The following is a 15,730-nucleotide window of genomic DNA, read 5'->3' as shown; positions in this document are numbered from 1 at the left end:
TCCGGCCTGGCCTGTGTGCTGAAAATAATCGTAACCATAAGGAAAATAACAGGTTATTATATTTGGCATGTAATTTCCTATGATATTTCGGGTGGCGTGGAATGATGTGACTGCAAAAAGTCAATTTTGCAGTCACAGACGTCAGAGATCAGAGTTCAGAGATCAGTGAAATCAAAGAGTTATGTAGATTGTTGATTTCTGAATTTTTCATTCCCCGACTTTTTTCAGGTACATCTGGAATGAAATATTTATGGGAGGAGCAGGGAATGGCCGGCCAAAGCAAAAAAAGAGTTCACATCAAGGAAGAATTGCACCATAAACTCAATCTTGTCGCCCTGCAGGAAAATCTACGCCCGAGTGTTCTCCTGGAAAGTATACTCAATGATTATATCCAGGAAAAGGAATTTATAGACATGAAAGCTGATGATAAAAGAAGATTCAGAAGAAAAAGCGTTGTCCTGCCGGCCATGGTTTATGAAGGGTCAGATGATCCCAATGTGGGCAGGTACTTTGCCACCACGGTCTATGATATTTCCGTTGGGGGCATATGTCTTGCCTTTCCCCTGGAAAGGGAGGGTAAAATCGAGTTCCTTAAATCCAGGTCCGAGTATGAGGTAATCTGTTATCTTTCAGGATCGGAGGAACTTTCCCGCTTCAAGTGCATCCCGCATTACGCCTCCAGGGACGATTACACCCTCAAGGTTGGAGGCTCCTTTGTGCAAGCCCCGGCGGACAGTCATGACAAGCTGAGTCAGTACCTTACACAGTAGCCCGACGGGTCCGCCATGATGCGCCTCCAGAAAGTTTTTTGCAGTAACCATTCAGGGCTGGTGCCGGAATCACGCCTCTGGCGTGACTGGGGACATTCCCGCACTTATTTTCCAAGGCGGGCTTTGCCCGCAACCCAGATAAGAAAAGAGTTTTTAGCCCACAGATCACACAGATTGACACAGATAAAAGAGATTGAAGAAGCATGTTTTTTCCTTGCGGGAATAAGAACCCGCAAGGAAAAGGCATCAGCCGCATGCGCGGCGGGGAGAGCACCTGAGCTTAGTGTCCAAAAATGAAACAGTCCCAGTGCCAAGTGCTAAACCCCGTCATGGCTCAAATTTTTCTTGTTTTTTGTGACAAGGTTTCAGGAGTAAGTCACAACTAACGCTTACATCTGTCAATTGTTCATTAAAAAAATAAGTGCGGGACAGTCCCGGGCCTTGTGCCAGTAATCAACACCGAGGACCCCCTGAATGGTTACTTTTTGCAAATGTATGTTGACAAAGTTTCGGAAACGATAAAATATCGTCCGAAATTTAAAGAAAGAGGCTCAGGATAATGTTCTTCAAAATAATTCCAATGATATTGATTCTTGTTTTTCTTTTGTGCAGCCAGGTTCAGGGAAGAACCCTATATGTCACTGATGAGCTGAGCATCACCATGCGTACCGGCCCCAGCCTCCAGCACAGGGTGGTCAGGATGTTGCCATCGGGCACCTCATTTCAGGTCCTGGAGGAGTCCGGAGACTACTACCGTGTCCGCATCACTGACGGCAATGAAGGATGGGTGCTGAAACAGTATGCCATGGACAGGACACCGAGGGAAATGGTCATCCGTCAGCTGGAATCAAACATCAGCCGATTGCAGGAAAGGCTTCCGGTTAGCGAACAAAAGGCCGCTGATCTGGAAAAAGAAAACAGTGAAGTCAGGACAAAACTTATGACCCTGGAACAGGAACTGAGTGAGCTGACAAAGAGATACCAGACCCTGCTGGAGGATTCCGGGAACATTGACGGTATCAAGCAGGACCTGGAGCGCGCCACCAGGTCCCTGGAGCAGAAAGAAGTGCATATCATGGACCTTGAACAGGAAAACCAGGAGCTGCGCACGGAAAAGAACATGTACTGGTTCCTGGCCGGGGGCGGCACCATAGCCTTCACCGCGCTTATAGGCTTTATCCTGGGCAGGGTACAGAGAAAACAGGCCAGAAGATTTACCTACTGATCCCCGGGGTGAGCCACTTTAAAGACATAACTTGACCGTTTAGTTCCAGGTGGTAACCATTCAGGGGGGCAGGTACCGGCCATCAGTCAGCACCAAGGACCCCCTGAATGGTTACCCCAGGTGCGTCAACAGCTGATAATCAGGAACAATCCTGGTGATGCATAATCCGGGGATAAATGGAGGAGACAAGATGACCCGCTATCTGGAAAAAACAGTCTATATTAAAGAAAATATTCTGGACAAGCTCGAGATGCTGGCAAAAAAAAACAGCCTCAGCCTGAGCACTCTTTTGAACCATATTTTTACCAAATACCTTGAAAGCCGAAATGGTTATGATCAGCTGGAAGAGAAAAGAAAGTCTGCCCGGAAGAAGGTGGTGATTCCGGCACTGGTGTATGAAAAGACCCAGAATGGCGGCAACGGGGAAGATTTTGACATGGGCAGATATATATCCACCACAATTTTTGATATTTCCAGGGGAGGTCTCAGGCTGGTGGTACCTGCTGGAAAGAACGGAGGTATGCAGTTTGCAAAGCCGCAGTCCGAGTTTGAAGTGATTTCATACCTGTCCGGCAACAGTACCCTTTTTCGGCTGAAATGCAGAGCAGAGCATATTGAACAGAATGAAAACGGCGTGAAAGTCGGCAGTTCATTCGTAGAGGAAGCAAATTTCCAGATGGACAAGCTGGAAGTGTATTGTCTGCAGAAGTAATTCTAGATTGCTATCAAAATGATTTTATCAGCGTAGATCAGCGGCTAACATCTTTCTTCTTCATGCAACTGATAACATCAAAGGCAAAGAATCTTGGCCGCTGATTGCGCAGATCTCCGCAGATAAGAAAAGCATTGCCAAAGGGTTTGTAGTGATAAACATTAAGATCATCTTGATTGCAGATTGGAATAAGAGGAAAAGAATTGCGGATTAGCCTGAGCGCTCCCGCGGTCATTTTGGACGCGGAGCGTCCGAAGAATGTTCCCACGCGGAGCGTGGGAACAATAAGGAAGGGGCGTCTTTGATGAGACGCCCCTTTTTTGTTCTGAAGCTGATGGACAAAGGGATGTTTAGTGTCCTCAGGCTTTGTGATGCTGAAAAAAGCTATCCTTTGCCTTGTATGCCCAGGTTCTTGTACAGGGTTTTGTAGTCCAGGTTGTCGTTTACCACCTGGCAGCCCTGCTTGATTTTGACTTCTTCTCTGAGCTTGGTGCGGTTCAGGATCTTTTCCATTTTCTGGGCTACTGTGAAGGTGTCCTCACGAGCTACTATAACCGGGATGCCCAGGACTTCGGACCTGGTGAGAACGATATCGTTGGGGTAAATATTGCCGGTGAGGATCAGACAGGGGCAGTTGCCTTCCATGGCCACCAGGTGCAGGTCTGAACGGTCACCGCCCACTATGACCGCAGAGTTCTTGTTTTTGTGGAAATGGGCCATAAAGTTTTCAATCTGCATGGTGCCTATGAGAAAGTTCTGAATCACCTGGTCCGATTTGCTCTGCATGGAGATGATCCTGCCACCGAGTTCCTTGGCCAGGTCTCCAACACTGATAGCCTTGAGCAGGGGATCGTGGGGGATTGTCCCCAGTACATTGACCTGCCTGTGCTCCAGCATGGGGGTTACATATTCCTTGGCTTCGCGCATGAAATTTTCGGGGACGTCGTTTAGAATTACACCCACCAGGTCGTCTCCAAGCATTTCCTTGGCTGCAATGAGGTAGTCGTAATTGAGTTCCTGCTTGTAGCGGTCAATGAGAATCACCTTGGAACCCAGGGCCCGGCTTATGCTCATACCGTCAAGGTTGCAGTATTTACCGGTGTAGAGGTAGCTGCCCGAGCCTCCGATGAGCATGAGCTCGTTGTCTTTATGAAGCTGATCAAAGGCCTTTTTTATGTCCTGCATGTAGAGCAGGCATTCGCCGGTATATGCTTTCTGCATGAAATCCTGGGATATGAGTACCGGTGTAACAGAGGCCGGATCGTCCACTTTTATGTCCAAAAATTTCAGGGCTTCATAAGCGTCCTCGTCCACCATCCTGCCTTCAATTTCCCTTGGTACAGCACCAACAGGCTTCATGTACCCGATCTTGATCCCGTCGTCCTTGAATTTTTTGCCCAGGGCGAGGGTGATGAGGTTCTTGCCGGAAAAGCCGTGCGTAGATCCGATATAAAGTCCGACCATAGTAAAATTCCTCCTTAATTGTTATCCCTTTTTTATCCTTATAAAGAAAAAAATTGCAAACACAAGTTTGTGAATAAAATCATAAAAGGGGAGGAAACAAGCCAGATATGCTGATTCAGCATGCTGATTGCTGGATGCCGGGTTAAAAATCCCCTGTATAACCCTGAATATCCAACAGGATAAAAAGGAAAATGTCAATAGCTGAGAAGGGATTGAGCAGGAATGGAGAGGATAAAAATTGCATGCGGGTCGCCGCCCGGGCTGTATTTATCCTCCGGGCGGCGGAGCCTGCAGTTTTAATTTATTCAGGACTGGAATCGGCCTCGAGCTTTTTCAGCCTGGCCAGGTTGGCGTCTGTCTGTTCCTGAATGAACTTGAGGTCGTCTTCTTTCAGGTGGGCGAACCTTCTCTGGGTCTTGAGGTAATCAACCACCGGCTTGGGTTTTTTGATATTCTTGGTGATGGTCAGCTTGCCCTCGATTATCTCGTAGAGAGGGAAGATATTGGTCTGCACCGCCAGCTTGGAGATCTCTATGCTCTTTTCGGGCTTGCTCCTCCAGCCTGTGGGACAGGCGGAGTAGACGTGCAGATAAGCCGGACCGTCAACAGCAAGGGCCTTTTGCACCTTGTTCATGAGATCCAGGTGAAATCCCGGGTTGGCAGTGGCCACGTAAGGTATATTGTGCGCTGCGGCAATGCCGGGCATATCTTTTTTCCAGGTCTGCTGTCCCTGGAACTTTGATCCCACCGGGGAAGTGGTGGTCATGGCTCCCAGGGGCGTGGCGCTGGAGCGCTGCACTCCGGTATTCATGTAGGCCTCGTTGTCCAGGCAGAGATACAGGAAGTTGTGTCCCCGCTCCAGGGCACCGGACAGGGCCTGAATCCCGATATCGAAGGTGGCCCCGTCGCCGCCTACAGCTATGATGTTTGGCTTTTTGGCGGGAATTCTGCCTTTTCTTTCCAGGGCCTTTATACCGGCTTCAATGCCCGAGGCCACGGCAGAGGTGTTGTTGAAGGCCACATGCATCCAGGGAATCTTCCAGGCGGTCTGGGGAAAGGGCGAGGTGATGATTTCCATGCATCCAGTGGCGTTGGCCACAATGGTATTGGGCCCGGCCACTTTCATGACCATGGCCATGGCCAGGACTTCGGCGCATCCCTGGCAGGCCCTGTGACCCGGAGAAATCATGTCCTCTCTGGGCATGTTTTTCTGGGTTATTTTTTCCAAGTTTTCTAGGGCGCTACTATTTAGCATCTGAACAAACCCCCCATATTGTATAGTTTGGATCCAGGCTGTCCTTCTGGGCCTGGGCATACATTTCCTTGAAGTCGTTGACGGTCACGTCGCGTCCGCCAAGGCCGGCTATTACGTTGTACACCCTGGGCCTGGTCTCCTGGGAATAAAGAAGGGCCAGGATTTCCTGGGCCACAGGTCCGCTGTACGCGCCGGGGCTCAAGGCCCGGTCAATGACGATAATTTTTTCTGCTCCCTTGATGGCCTGCAAAAAGTCCTCCCTGGGGAAAGGCCGCCAAAGCCTGATGCGGACCTGGCCCACTGATTCGCCCTGGGCCTGCAGGTCTTCCACGGCGTTCATGGTGGTTTCACCCTGGGAACCCATGGTTATGAAGAGTGTCTTGCCCTGAGGATCGCCGTTTTTCTCGATGAGCTTGTACTCATGGTCAAACTTCTGCTTCCATTCGTCAAACACTTCCCGGACAACCTCCAGGGAATTCCATAGAGCCTGCTCGCACTGCTTGCGGGATTCGGTGTATACTTCAGGCACGCCCACAGGCCCCATGGTCACCGGTTTTTCCGGGTTCAGGGTCAGGGCGGGCTTGAATGGAGGCAGGAACTCATCGATTTTGGCCTGGTCCAGGAAAGTGACGGGCTCAATCATGTGCGTCAGGATGAAGCCGTCAATGTTGACGATGGCCGGGAGAAGCACCCGGTGATCTTCGGCGATCTTAAAGGCGATGATGGACAGTTCGTATGCTTCCTGGCCGTTTTCCCCGAATAACTGAACCCAGCCTACATCCCGTTCAGCCATGATGTCGCTGTGGTCGTTCCAGATGGAGATGGGCGCGGAAAGGGCCCTGTTGGCCACGGTCATGACTATGGGCAGACGCATGCCCGAAGCTATGAACAGGGTTTCATGCATATAGGCCAGTCCCTGGGCCGCAGTGGCCGTGTAGGACCTGGCTCCTGCCGCGCTGGAGCCGATGGCTGCACTCATGGCCGAGTGCTCGGATTCCACCGGAATGTATTCCGCATCCAGTTCTCCATTGGCAACATATACCGACAGCTCTTCCACGATATGGGTCTGAGGAGTGATGGGATAGGCTGAAATAACGTCCACGTTGGCCTGCTTCACCGCTTCCGCGACGGCCAGCGAGACTTCCAACCCGATAGCCTTGCTCATTTTTTCCTCCGTTCTTTAAGATGGATGATTATTTTTTCTGTACATATTCTGCTGACCCCGGGCTTTAGCCCATGGTCATGGTGATTGCCTTTTTGGGGCATTCGTTGGCGCAGATGCCGCAGCCCTTGCAGTAATAAAGATCAGCCGGGTAAAATCCCTCGCTGTCTTCATGGATACAGAACTCGGGACAGAAAACCTGGCACATGCCGCACTTGATGCATTTTTCCTGGTCAGTCACCGGATGCAGGGTCTTCCAGTCACCGGTCTTGAGCTGGGCTGCGTTGCCCGGCTCGGTGATGGCTGTACCCAGTTCCAGTTTTTCCCATGCGCATAAAGCTAGATTAGCCATATTCAACTCCTGATTTAGTTTGCCAGCTCATAGGCTTTTTTGAGGGCCTCAAAGTTCTTGGGGCCAAGCTTGGGTCCGAAACGGTCCATTATAACCTCTTCCATGTCCTGGGGTTCCAGTATGCCTGAAGCCTTGAGCAGGGCTCCAAGCATGGTGGTGTTGGTGATGGGCACGGAAAGAATGTCCATGGCAATCTTGGTGGCATCCACTGTGTATGCTCCGGGCCAGTTGTGCTTCTGCTTGAGCTCTGCGCTGTCCTGGGGTGAATTGACGACAACAATGCCGTCTTCCTTGAGTCCTTCAGCAACATTGACGACATCCAGCAGTGAAGGGTCCAGGACCAGGACCATGTCCGGCTGATAAATTTTTTCCCTTTTGCGAATCTTTTTGTCGTCCACACGGACAAAGGCCTGTACCGGTGCTCCTCTTCTTTCCGGGCCGAAGCTGGGAAAAGCCTGGGCGAATTTTTCCCTGGAAATAGCGGCGCGGGCCAGAAGCTCTGCCGAGGTAACTGCCCCCTGGCCTCCTCTGCCATGCAGTCTGATTTCCCACATAGTTGTACTGCTCCTGAGTTTAGGGTTAACCTGGATTAAAAACTAGAATTTATGCTGTTTTTAAGTCCAAACACGATTACATATGCAGAACCTTCAGCAAACAGCCAGCATGAACGAAGCTCTTTCAGGTGAACGGCATTCTGGCATCGGTAAATTGCTATGTCCTGCTCAGAACTGTCAATATTAACCTAAAATTTTAAATTAATCCAGGGTTTCATTAAATTTTTTCAACTTACTGTAATTTTTTCTCATTTTAAGGTAAATTTAAGTGGATTGTCATAATATTTGTCCTTGCTCATGTGTATGTCGTGATTGTAATAAAGAACAAAAGCCGTATGCAGTATCGGCAGGAGGACTTTATGCTCTGGATTCATCCCATTCTTCAGGCCCTGGTGACTATAGGCGCATTTTATGTTTTTTATCTGGGACTGCAAAGGTTCAGAAGCGCTCACCTGGGTCACAGGGTGCCTTTCAACTGGAAGCGGCACGTGGTCATGGGCAGGTGGGTGATCATCGGCTGGCTCCTGGGACTGGCGGTGGGCAAGATGGCCGTAAATGCTGAAATGGGCATGATGGGCATATTCGCCGATCATAACCAGGGGGCCATGGTCATGACCCCGCTTATGCTCATAGCCTACGTCAGCGGAACCTACATGGACCGGCGCAAGGCCAGAAGGACAGCCCTGCCCTTGGTGCATGCGGCGAACAATGTCCTTCTTCTGGGGGTTGCCCTTTACCAGGTGTACACAGGCTGGCCCATCGTGGAGAATTTTTTGCTTAACTGATAAACAAGGTGTCTGCTAATGCCTATTGTGCAATCAGACATGAGCCTGCTGGCGGATATTTTGAAGAAGAAGAGTATCATGCTGGCTACTGCCGAGTCCTGCACCGGCGGACTCATAGGGCATCTTATCACCAATGAGCCCGGGAGTTCAGACTGGTATCTGGGCGGGGTGGTGGCATACAGTAATGAGCTTAAAATCTCTGTTTTGAATGTGGACCGGGAACTTCTGGATGCTTACGGGGCGGTAAGCCCTGAATGCGCCGAAGCCATGGCCCGGGGCGCGGCCGGTCTTTGCGGGGCAGGAGCGGCCCTGGCTGTTTCCGGGATAGCCGGCCCCGGTGGCGGGACACAGGATAAGCCCGTGGGCACTGTATGTTTTGGCTGGTTTGTTCTGGGCCGGACCCGTGGGGAGAAAAAGTTGTTTCAGGGCAGCAGGAAAGAGGTGAAAATGCAGTCTGCTGAATACGCTGTTCAGGGACTTGTGGATTATTTGCAGGATATGAACCTGGAAGCCGCAAAGAGGTAACGGAAAACAAAGTTATGCGAATATTTTTTGGAATTCCCCTGCCGGAAGTGTATCAGCAGATGCTCGGGCAGGCACGCAATGAATGGAAGAAAAGGTTCAGGTCCAGGCTTTCCTGGACCAGGCCGGGGAACTGGCATATTACCCTCAGGTTCCTGGGGGAAGTGCAGGACGATCTTTTGCCCCAGGTAAAGGTTTGCCTGGACCGGGTTGAATTTGAAGATTTCTGTCTTCAGGGAAGCAAAAGCGGGTATTTCGGAAGCGCTGGGCAGTACAGGGTGGCCTGGCTTGGAGTCGACGGGGAGGTGCAGAAGCTGATGAACCTGGCCCGTACTTTGGAAAAGGAGCTTGAGGGCTTTGGGTTTGAGCCGGAAAAAAGGCCTTTCAAGGCCCATCTTACCCTGGCCCGGATAAAGAATTTCGTGGCTGATGATCCCTGGAAAGAATTTTCAGATTACGTGGAAAATATGGGCTGGCCCGAGTTCAACGCGGAGCGGATCAATCTCTGGCAGAGCCGCCTTACCCCCGCAGGACCGGAATACAGCGTCCTGGCGCACAAGCCGCTGCACCGGTCCGGTGCCGGTTAAGCCAGGTAATCCCCCCTGTTTATCTTGACCACTTCGGCTGTGGCCAGGACTTCCAGTTCTTCCACCAGGGACCTGAGCTCGGGGCGCTGGTCCTCAAAGGACTTTGAGTCCTTCATTTCGCGCACGCCTTCAAGGATGTGCTCCAGATGGCCGTATATCTCTTTGAGGCTGGATTCCGGGGAGTTCATTTCAGCGGCATAATTTTCCCACTTGCTAAGAAGATCATCCATCTGGTTCATAAAAGAAGGTTCCTGCTTTTGTTGGGTTAGAATGGAATTCCCCAGAAGCTGGGCAGGATGCAGCATATCCGCCCTGGCTGTATTTGAAGCCTTTTCCCCCTGCCCGGCACCGGTGCTTCTGGATAGTTCCTGGTCCAGCATCCTGGAGAATTCTTCAGCAGGCTTCTTTTTCTGAGTGCTTTCCTGGCTTTGATTTATCTGGTTCTGGTATTCTGAATTGATTTTCATGGCGGCTCCTTTCGTGGGTGGAAAATATTACCCAGGCTCTTGCCTTTGAAATTAAAAAAGCAACTTTCCTGCCAACAATGAAAAAATCCTTTGTTCAAGACTTTTGCCGGCCGGGTTGTTATTACCTTTATCGGAAGTTATTAAATGGAATTTAATATGAGTGGGTCAATTTTTCAAGCGGTTCAAATTATTAAATCCGAAAAAATTCTAATCTACCCTACGGAAACCTTGTGGGGCATGGGCGGAACCGGGACCAGCAAGGCAGTGGTGCAGAAAATCAGGGAGCTGAAAAAAAGGCCGGTGCACAAGCCATTTCCTCTCATTGCAGGCACCCTGGAACAGGCCAGGAGTTTTGTGGCCATGGATCCAGAAAGTCTTGAGCTGGCCGGGCAGTTCTGGCCTGGCCCTGTTTCCATACTTTGCCGGGCCCTGGATATGCTTGCCCCCGGTGTAAGGGATGAGCAGGGCATGGTTTCCATCAGAGTCACACCGCATCAGGATGCGGCGAGACTCTGCCTGGACGCGGGGACCCCGCTTATAGCAACCAGCGCCAATATAAGTGGTGAAAAATCCTGCGCAGTGTTTGAAGAACTGGACAGTGAGCTTCTTAGAAAGGTGGACATGGTCTTTGAGCATGGCCACGCCCCGGCGGGGGGGCTGCCCTCGACCCTGGTCAGGGTTTTTGGGGGCGGTAAAATTGAAATTTTGAGAGAAGGCAGGATATCCAGGCAGGATCTCGAATCGCGGGGGTGGGAGACGGTGTACAAAACAGATCATGGTTGACCGCGTTGAGCCGCGTGGTGGCAGGGTGCAGAAAGAAAGATATAATTAATTATTAATTAAGGTCCGGGGACTTTGCAAACAGGACGTAAAAACTCACTCCAAGAAAGCGTAAATCAAAACCTACACACTGATTCGATATCCGGGGTATATTCTGTAATATGCTTTGAATCAGGTTTTGTGTTTTACGGTTTTGATCAACGCTTTCTACGTCGTTCAGACAGTTTACGCCCAGTTTGCAAAGCCCCCGGACCTTGCAGCTTGATGTTATATTGATCAGTTGTGGCAAATGGTGAATATTTACAAAAAGGGTAGAGATTTTTTGTCCTGGCGCGGATTGCTTGTGTCTTACTTAATATCACTACAGCGAAACTTATTTATTTACCTCCGGGGACTGGCTCCCCTCACATATTTTTTCCAATAAAACCAAGATCATTTAATAAAAATAAGTGAGGGGTGCCTGTCCCCAATTGAGGCAGGCATAAAATTTTATAAGTTTCGCTGTAGTGATATATTGGCCTGGGAAAAGTATAAAAAATTTTACCCTGTATGGAGGCGGAGAGGGGGCTTTGGTAATGGTGTCAAATTTTTTTTACCTGGACAAGAAGGGGGTGAGTCGTAAAAGCGAGGGCCAGCCTGGATTTTATGAGCCCATGAGTTTTGGCCCGCTGATTGCATCTATTTAAATAACGTTTCTTCCTCCTTTTGCCAAAGCCGGCTTCTCTGTTATGTCAGACAGGGAAGCCGGTTTTGTTTTGGGGGTATGAAAATCAAAGGCCGGTACGCTGACAGTACAAAAATTTATCCATCCAGGCCTGGACCTTTTCTCTGGTTATGGCCTGCATGCACGTGGGTTCCTGGCACTGGACGCGGGCCGTTTTGGAGCAGGGGGCACAATGTGCCGGGGACTTCAGGACCCTCATTCCCTGTGGACGCCACATATAAAGAGGGGTGGGGCCGAAGAGGACCAGCCCCGGCTTGCTGAACATGGCTCCCAGGTGCATAGGTCCGGAGTCGTTGCCCAGCAGCACGCGCGACTTGAGGATCAGGCCCTGCAGGTCTTCCAGACTGGAGCATGTTGTCTGCTGCAGACTGCTTTCGGAAATACCGTTTTTTTCCTCGGCAGGGCCAAGCACCAGCAGGGGCTTCAGCCCTGCGCTTTGAAAGCGCTTCCCGGCCCATATAAAGTTTTTTACCGGCCAGTTTTTCGCCGGGTTGCCTGAGCCTGGAAAAATAAGGGCCAGGTCCTGCGTATCCTGCTTGGCGAACATATCCTTCCAGCTTTCTTGCCAATTCCGGTAAAAAGAAATTCCCAGCTTCTCAAGCTGGTACAGATAATTATACCGGACATGTCTTTTACGGGCAAAATCCACTGCAGTCAGGAAAAAGAGTTGTGGATGGCTGCAGGCAATTGTAACCCGGTCCAGCCCGAACCAGAATACCGTAGATTTTCTTAGTGATTCCGGCCATGTTGAGCGGCTGTAAAGCCCGTCTAAGGCAGAGGCTGTCCGGTGAGGCACTTTTTTAATGTTCAACGGACGCAGCCAGGGCAGGAAGTCATCCCTGCCGTGCCAGAATATTTCCGCCTGGCTGAAAAAGGTCCTTATGGACAGAAAGGCCGGCCAGGCCAGAAGAAAATCCCCCAGAGCGCCTTTATGCGTCAATATAATGTTGTCAGAAGGAAGTTTTTTCATTAGAGAGTTCTTGAATGTGAGCGTTTGATCCATATGACTTATAAACCCGGGATGCTGGCATGTCCATTGAAAAGCCCTGCCCCTCCTGCGGGCATCCGGTTGCAGTATTTAGAAATCCTGTGCCCACTGTGGATATTATAATTCACTTTCCGCCCAGGGGCATCGTTTTGATAGAAAGGAAGAATCCGCCCCATGGCTGGGCTCTGCCGGGCGGGTTTGTGGATTACGGGGAGACGGTGGAAAGCGCTGCTGTCCGTGAAGCCCTGGAGGAAACAGGTCTCCAGGTAACCCTGACTGATCTAACAGGTGTTTATTCCCATCCCCGGCGTGATCCCAGGCAGCATACCATGAGCGTCGTGTTTGTGGCACACCCTTTGGCCGGACAGGAGCTGAGCCCCGGAGACGACGCCGGCAGAGCAGGCATTTTCGACCTGGACAACCTTCCGGAACTGGCCTTTGACCATAAAGAGATTCTGGCTGATTTCACCTGTAAACTGGATAGATTCAAGTGAGCCCGGTATGTATATCTGCATAGATCTTGGAGGAAGCAATATCCGGGGTACCTGGATGGACCGGGATGGCCGGTGCGGGGAGGTGCTGAACGTGCCCAGGCCCAGAGAGCTGGCAGGCACCAAAAAGGCCCTGGCTGGACTCATCCAGAATGTGATGCAGAAATCCCCGGGGGCTGTAAATAATATCGGCATCGCCAGTGCAGGGCCTTTGAACCTGGAACAGGGCATATACTTTACCCCGACCAACATGCCGGAACTCAAGGGGTTTGACCTGGCCGGATTCGTATCCGGGATTTTCGGCATCAGGCCCGTCCTGGAGAATGATGCCCAGGCCGCGGCCCTGGGGGAGATATTCAATGGCTGTCTGGCCGGGGAAAAGGATGCCCTGGTGTTTACCCTGGGCACAGGGCTGGGTTCAGGGGTCATAATGGACAGGAGGGTATGGCGAGGCAGGCTGGACGCAGGACCTGAGCTGGGACATGTCTATATGGGGCCAAACAGGGGAAAAAGGTGCGGCTGTGGACAGACAGGGTGCGCCGAGACCTGGCTCAATGCCGCTGCCCTGAAAGAACTGGCCATGCAGAACGGACTTTCCCTGGCCAGCCTGAAAGATCTGGATATTTATCTTGAGAAAAAGGATGAAAAGGCTCTTGTGACCATGCAGCAGTACGGCAGGAGGCTGGGGCTTTTTCTAAGCCAGATGGTCTCCATTTTCGGGATAAAAAATATCGGCCTGAGCGGGGGGCTGAGCAGGCTGGGACCCTGTTTTTCCGAGGTGGTGCCCCAAAGCATAAACTTCAGGCTGAAAACAAGGCCCTGGCTGATTCCAGACAGGATCGAACTGTCGCCGGACCCTCAAATGAGCGCACTGTGGGGTATGGGCTACCTGATGCAGCAGTGATTTTTTGCCTGCCTTTTTTCACGATACAGTTTTTTTGCAGCTAACTATTCATCATCTGATAACATTGGTTAATCTCTGCGTACCGCTGATATCCAGGGTCCGGGGGCTTTGCAAACAGGGTCCCGCACTTACTTTTTCTATGACTGATCAATTTTCAAATCAAGATTTGCCAAAAAGTAAGTGCGGGATCTGAACAACGCGGAGTCACGCCTGTGGCGTGATTAATCAAAACCGTAAGACACCGAACTTGATTTAGAGCAGGTTATATAAATCATTCTGGCTTAAAAACTCGTGTATAGGTTTTGATTTACGCTTCATAGGAGTGAGTTTTTACGTCCTGTTTGCGAAGTCTCCGGACCCTGGTGAATAGTTACTTTGGCAGCAGAATTTTTTTGATTTGCTTTTTTATGGCGTATTGAGTTAGAATTTTCCCGACTTTGTTGATCACTACCAGTAACCACCGGCAACCAGTCTAAATTTTCCTTGAGGGCTTATGTATTCTCCACCTGATATATGTTTTGTGGCTTCTGAAATCTACCCTTTCTCCAAAACAGGAGGGCTTGCGGATGTACTGGGGGTGATGCCCCTGACTCTTCACAATATGGGCTACAACGTATGCGTAATTACACCGCTTTACGGCCGCATATCCACCAGCGCCTACAGCCCCAGGCTTGTTTACGAGGACCTGAATGTCGGGTATCCTTGGCCGGGGATCACCACCGATGTCCTGCAGGCGGAATTCAGGGGCATGCCTGTTTATTTCCTGGACAGAGGGGAGTACTTTGACCGCAGGTATTACTACTGCACATATAAAGGGGACTATTTCGACAACTGCGAGCGTTTCATATTTTTCTGCCGGGCGGCCATGTCCCTGATGAAGGCCTTCGGAAAAGCTCCCAGAATAATTCATGCACACGACTGGCATGCAGCCCTGGTTTCACCCTATCTTTATTACCAGCGCAGGACCGACCCGTACTGGAAGAATACCAGGTCCGTTTTCACCATTCACAACCTGGCTTTCCAGGGACGTTTTTCCGTGCGCCTCTTCTGGGACTGCGGTCTGCCGTATGATGCCTGGAGTATGGACGGTGTTGAGTTTTACGACTCATTCAACCTGCTCAAGGGCGGCATTTCCTACGCAGACAGGATCACTACGGTAAGTCCGTCCTATGCCGAGGAAATCCTGACTCCTGAATACGGCTGCGGCCTGGAAAGCGTCCTGCAGAAACGCAGTAAGGACCTTGTGGGGATTTTAAACGGTTCCGACTACGATGTATGGGACCCGTCCAAGGACAGGTATCTGGAGGCCGGCTATTCCTCCAGGGATCTTTACGGCAAGTACCTGTGCAAAAAAGAACTCCTGGAGACCCTCTGTTTGCCTGAAAGGCTCCTCTCCCGGCCCGTCCTGGGGTTTATCGGGAGGTTTCGCAGCCAGAAAGGCATTGATCTTCTAATCGAGCTTATGCCCGACCTGGTCCGCCAGGATGTGGGCATTGTGGTCCTGGGAGAAGGTGACGCCGAGTACGAGAACGAGCTCATGAACCTGGTGGAGGCTTACCCCGGGCACGTGGCTGGTATAGTGGGGTACACCGAGGAAATGGCCCACAAGATACAGGCCGGCACGGATATATTTCTCATGCCGTCCAGATATGAGCCATGCGGGCTGACCCAGATGTACAGCCTGCGCTACGGCACTCCCCCGGTGGCAACAGCAGTGGGTGGGTTGAAAGACACAATAATACCCTACCCCGAGGAAAATTCAACGGGCTTTGTATTCCCTGAACCCACGGCCAGATCCTTCTGGGGTGCGATTCAAAATGCCCTGGCCCTGTACCAGGATGCCGATGCCTGGAAAAAGATGGTTGTACGTGGAATGCACCAGGACTTCTCCTGGTCCAGATCCGCCCGTGAATACGCCCGGTTGTACCAGGAACTGGGAGATGGCACAGGAGAAATCTGATTTTTGTATTTCCTGGTTTCCAGGAGCA

General features: G+C 50.9%; 17 protein-coding genes. 10 read left to right on the top strand and 7 right to left on the bottom strand.

All coding sequences use genetic code 11. The features are described from left to right. Positions 1-239 precede the first annotated feature (239 nt). The 3 genes from DTHIO_RS12910 to DTHIO_RS12900 all read left to right on the top strand — a co-directional run bounded on the left by DTHIO_RS12910 (position 240) and on the right by DTHIO_RS12900 (position 2,707). Positions 240-770, top strand: a complete 531-nt coding sequence (locus tag DTHIO_RS12910) for a hypothetical protein (protein WP_040418695.1) — start codon at positions 240-242, stop codon at positions 768-770. 580 nt (positions 771-1,350) lie between these two features. Continuing rightward, positions 1,351-1,995, top strand: coding sequence for a TIGR04211 family SH3 domain-containing protein (locus tag DTHIO_RS19925; RefSeq protein ID WP_161598676.1), 645 nt, complete (start codon positions 1,351-1,353; stop codon positions 1,993-1,995). 190 nt (positions 1,996-2,185) lie between these two features. Then, positions 2,186-2,707 (top strand): PilZ domain-containing protein, encoded by a 522-nt coding sequence (locus DTHIO_RS12900; protein ID WP_008870715.1) that lies wholly within the window; start codon positions 2,186-2,188, stop codon positions 2,705-2,707. 384 nt (positions 2,708-3,091) lie between these two features. On the opposite strand, the gene DTHIO_RS12895 is transcribed toward DTHIO_RS12900, so the two are convergent. From DTHIO_RS12895 to DTHIO_RS12875, 5 genes are all read right to left on the bottom strand, one after another. Continuing rightward, the gene (locus tag DTHIO_RS12895; protein ID WP_008870714.1) at positions 3,092-4,171 is read right to left on the bottom strand and encodes a phosphotransacetylase family protein; all 1,080 of its coding nucleotides are present in this window, start codon (positions 4,169-4,171) and stop codon (positions 3,092-3,094) included. A 301-nt stretch (positions 4,172-4,472) separates the two neighbouring features. Beyond that, entirely contained in the window at positions 4,473-5,375 is a 903-nt protein-coding gene (locus DTHIO_RS12890; protein ID WP_040418995.1) for a thiamine pyrophosphate-dependent enzyme, read from the bottom strand. Positions 5,376-5,415: 40 nt separating this feature from the next. Beyond that, on the bottom strand, positions 5,416-6,591 hold the full coding sequence (gene porA / locus DTHIO_RS12885; RefSeq protein ID WP_008870712.1) for a 2-ketoisovalerate ferredoxin oxidoreductase subunit alpha: 1,176 nt from the start codon (positions 6,589-6,591) through the stop codon (positions 5,416-5,418). A gap of 64 nt (positions 6,592-6,655) precedes the next feature. Next, positions 6,656-6,940, bottom strand: a complete 285-nt coding sequence (locus DTHIO_RS12880; protein ID WP_008870711.1) for a 4Fe-4S binding protein — start codon at positions 6,938-6,940, stop codon at positions 6,656-6,658. A gap of 14 nt (positions 6,941-6,954) precedes the next feature. Further along, positions 6,955-7,494 (bottom strand): pyruvate ferredoxin oxidoreductase subunit gamma, encoded by a 540-nt coding sequence (locus DTHIO_RS12875; RefSeq protein ID WP_008870710.1) that lies wholly within the window; start codon positions 7,492-7,494, stop codon positions 6,955-6,957. 359 nt (positions 7,495-7,853) lie between these two features. Here DTHIO_RS12875 and DTHIO_RS12870 point away from each other — a divergent pair, with 359 nt between their 5' ends. Genes DTHIO_RS12870 through thpR form a run of 3 tightly spaced genes read left to right on the top strand, consistent with a single transcriptional unit; the run spans position 7,854 to position 9,388 of the window. Next, on the top strand, positions 7,854-8,279 hold the full coding sequence (locus DTHIO_RS12870; protein ID WP_008870709.1) for a DUF4079 family protein: 426 nt from the start codon (positions 7,854-7,856) through the stop codon (positions 8,277-8,279). An 18-nt stretch (positions 8,280-8,297) separates the two neighbouring features. Next, positions 8,298-8,804: a CinA family protein gene (locus DTHIO_RS12865; RefSeq protein WP_008870708.1), complete on the top strand. Its 507-nt coding sequence runs from the start codon at positions 8,298-8,300 to the stop codon at positions 8,802-8,804. Positions 8,805-8,818: 14 nt separating this feature from the next. Beyond that, entirely contained in the window at positions 8,819-9,388 is a 570-nt protein-coding gene (gene thpR, locus DTHIO_RS12860) for an RNA 2',3'-cyclic phosphodiesterase (protein ID WP_008870707.1), read from the top strand. On the opposite strand, the gene DTHIO_RS19920 is transcribed toward thpR, so the two are convergent. Continuing rightward, positions 9,385-9,855 (bottom strand): hypothetical protein, encoded by a 471-nt coding sequence (locus DTHIO_RS19920; protein ID WP_008870706.1) that lies wholly within the window; start codon positions 9,853-9,855, stop codon positions 9,385-9,387. The two genes, thpR and DTHIO_RS19920, sit on opposite strands and share 4 nt — an antisense overlap. Before the next feature lie 156 nt (positions 9,856-10,011). Between DTHIO_RS19920 and DTHIO_RS12850 the strand changes: the two genes are divergently transcribed. Beyond that, positions 10,012-10,638, top strand: a complete 627-nt coding sequence (locus tag DTHIO_RS12850) for an L-threonylcarbamoyladenylate synthase (protein WP_040418691.1) — start codon at positions 10,012-10,014, stop codon at positions 10,636-10,638. 767 nt (positions 10,639-11,405) lie between these two features. Here the strand turns inward: DTHIO_RS12850 and DTHIO_RS12845 are convergent. After that, complete coding sequence (locus DTHIO_RS12845; RefSeq protein ID WP_008870704.1) at positions 11,406-12,362, bottom strand: glycosyltransferase family 9 protein; 957 nt, start codon at positions 12,360-12,362, stop codon at positions 11,406-11,408. Positions 12,363-12,388: 26 nt separating this feature from the next. Here DTHIO_RS12845 and DTHIO_RS12840 point away from each other — a divergent pair, with 26 nt between their 5' ends. The 3 genes from DTHIO_RS12840 to glgA all read left to right on the top strand — a co-directional run bounded on the left by DTHIO_RS12840 (position 12,389) and on the right by glgA (position 15,702). After that, positions 12,389-12,841: an NUDIX domain-containing protein gene (locus DTHIO_RS12840; protein WP_008870703.1), complete on the top strand. Its 453-nt coding sequence runs from the start codon at positions 12,389-12,391 to the stop codon at positions 12,839-12,841. Next, positions 12,786-13,742: an ROK family protein gene (locus DTHIO_RS12835; RefSeq protein ID WP_161598675.1), complete on the top strand. Its 957-nt coding sequence runs from the start codon at positions 12,786-12,788 to the stop codon at positions 13,740-13,742. The genes DTHIO_RS12840 and DTHIO_RS12835 overlap by 56 nt, the downstream gene beginning before the upstream one ends. Positions 13,743-14,235: 493 nt before the next feature. Continuing rightward, positions 14,236-15,702, top strand: a complete 1,467-nt coding sequence (gene glgA / locus DTHIO_RS12830) for a glycogen synthase GlgA (RefSeq protein WP_008870701.1) — start codon at positions 14,236-14,238, stop codon at positions 15,700-15,702. Positions 15,703-15,730 lie beyond the last annotated feature (28 nt).

This window comes from Desulfonatronospira thiodismutans ASO3-1 (assembly GCF_000174435.1).
GTDB lineage: Bacteria > Desulfobacterota > Desulfovibrionia > Desulfovibrionales > Desulfonatronovibrionaceae > Desulfonatronospira > Desulfonatronospira thiodismutans.
The sequence above is the reverse complement of the archived record's forward strand: the minus strand, read 5'-3'. Positions and strand labels throughout refer to the sequence as shown.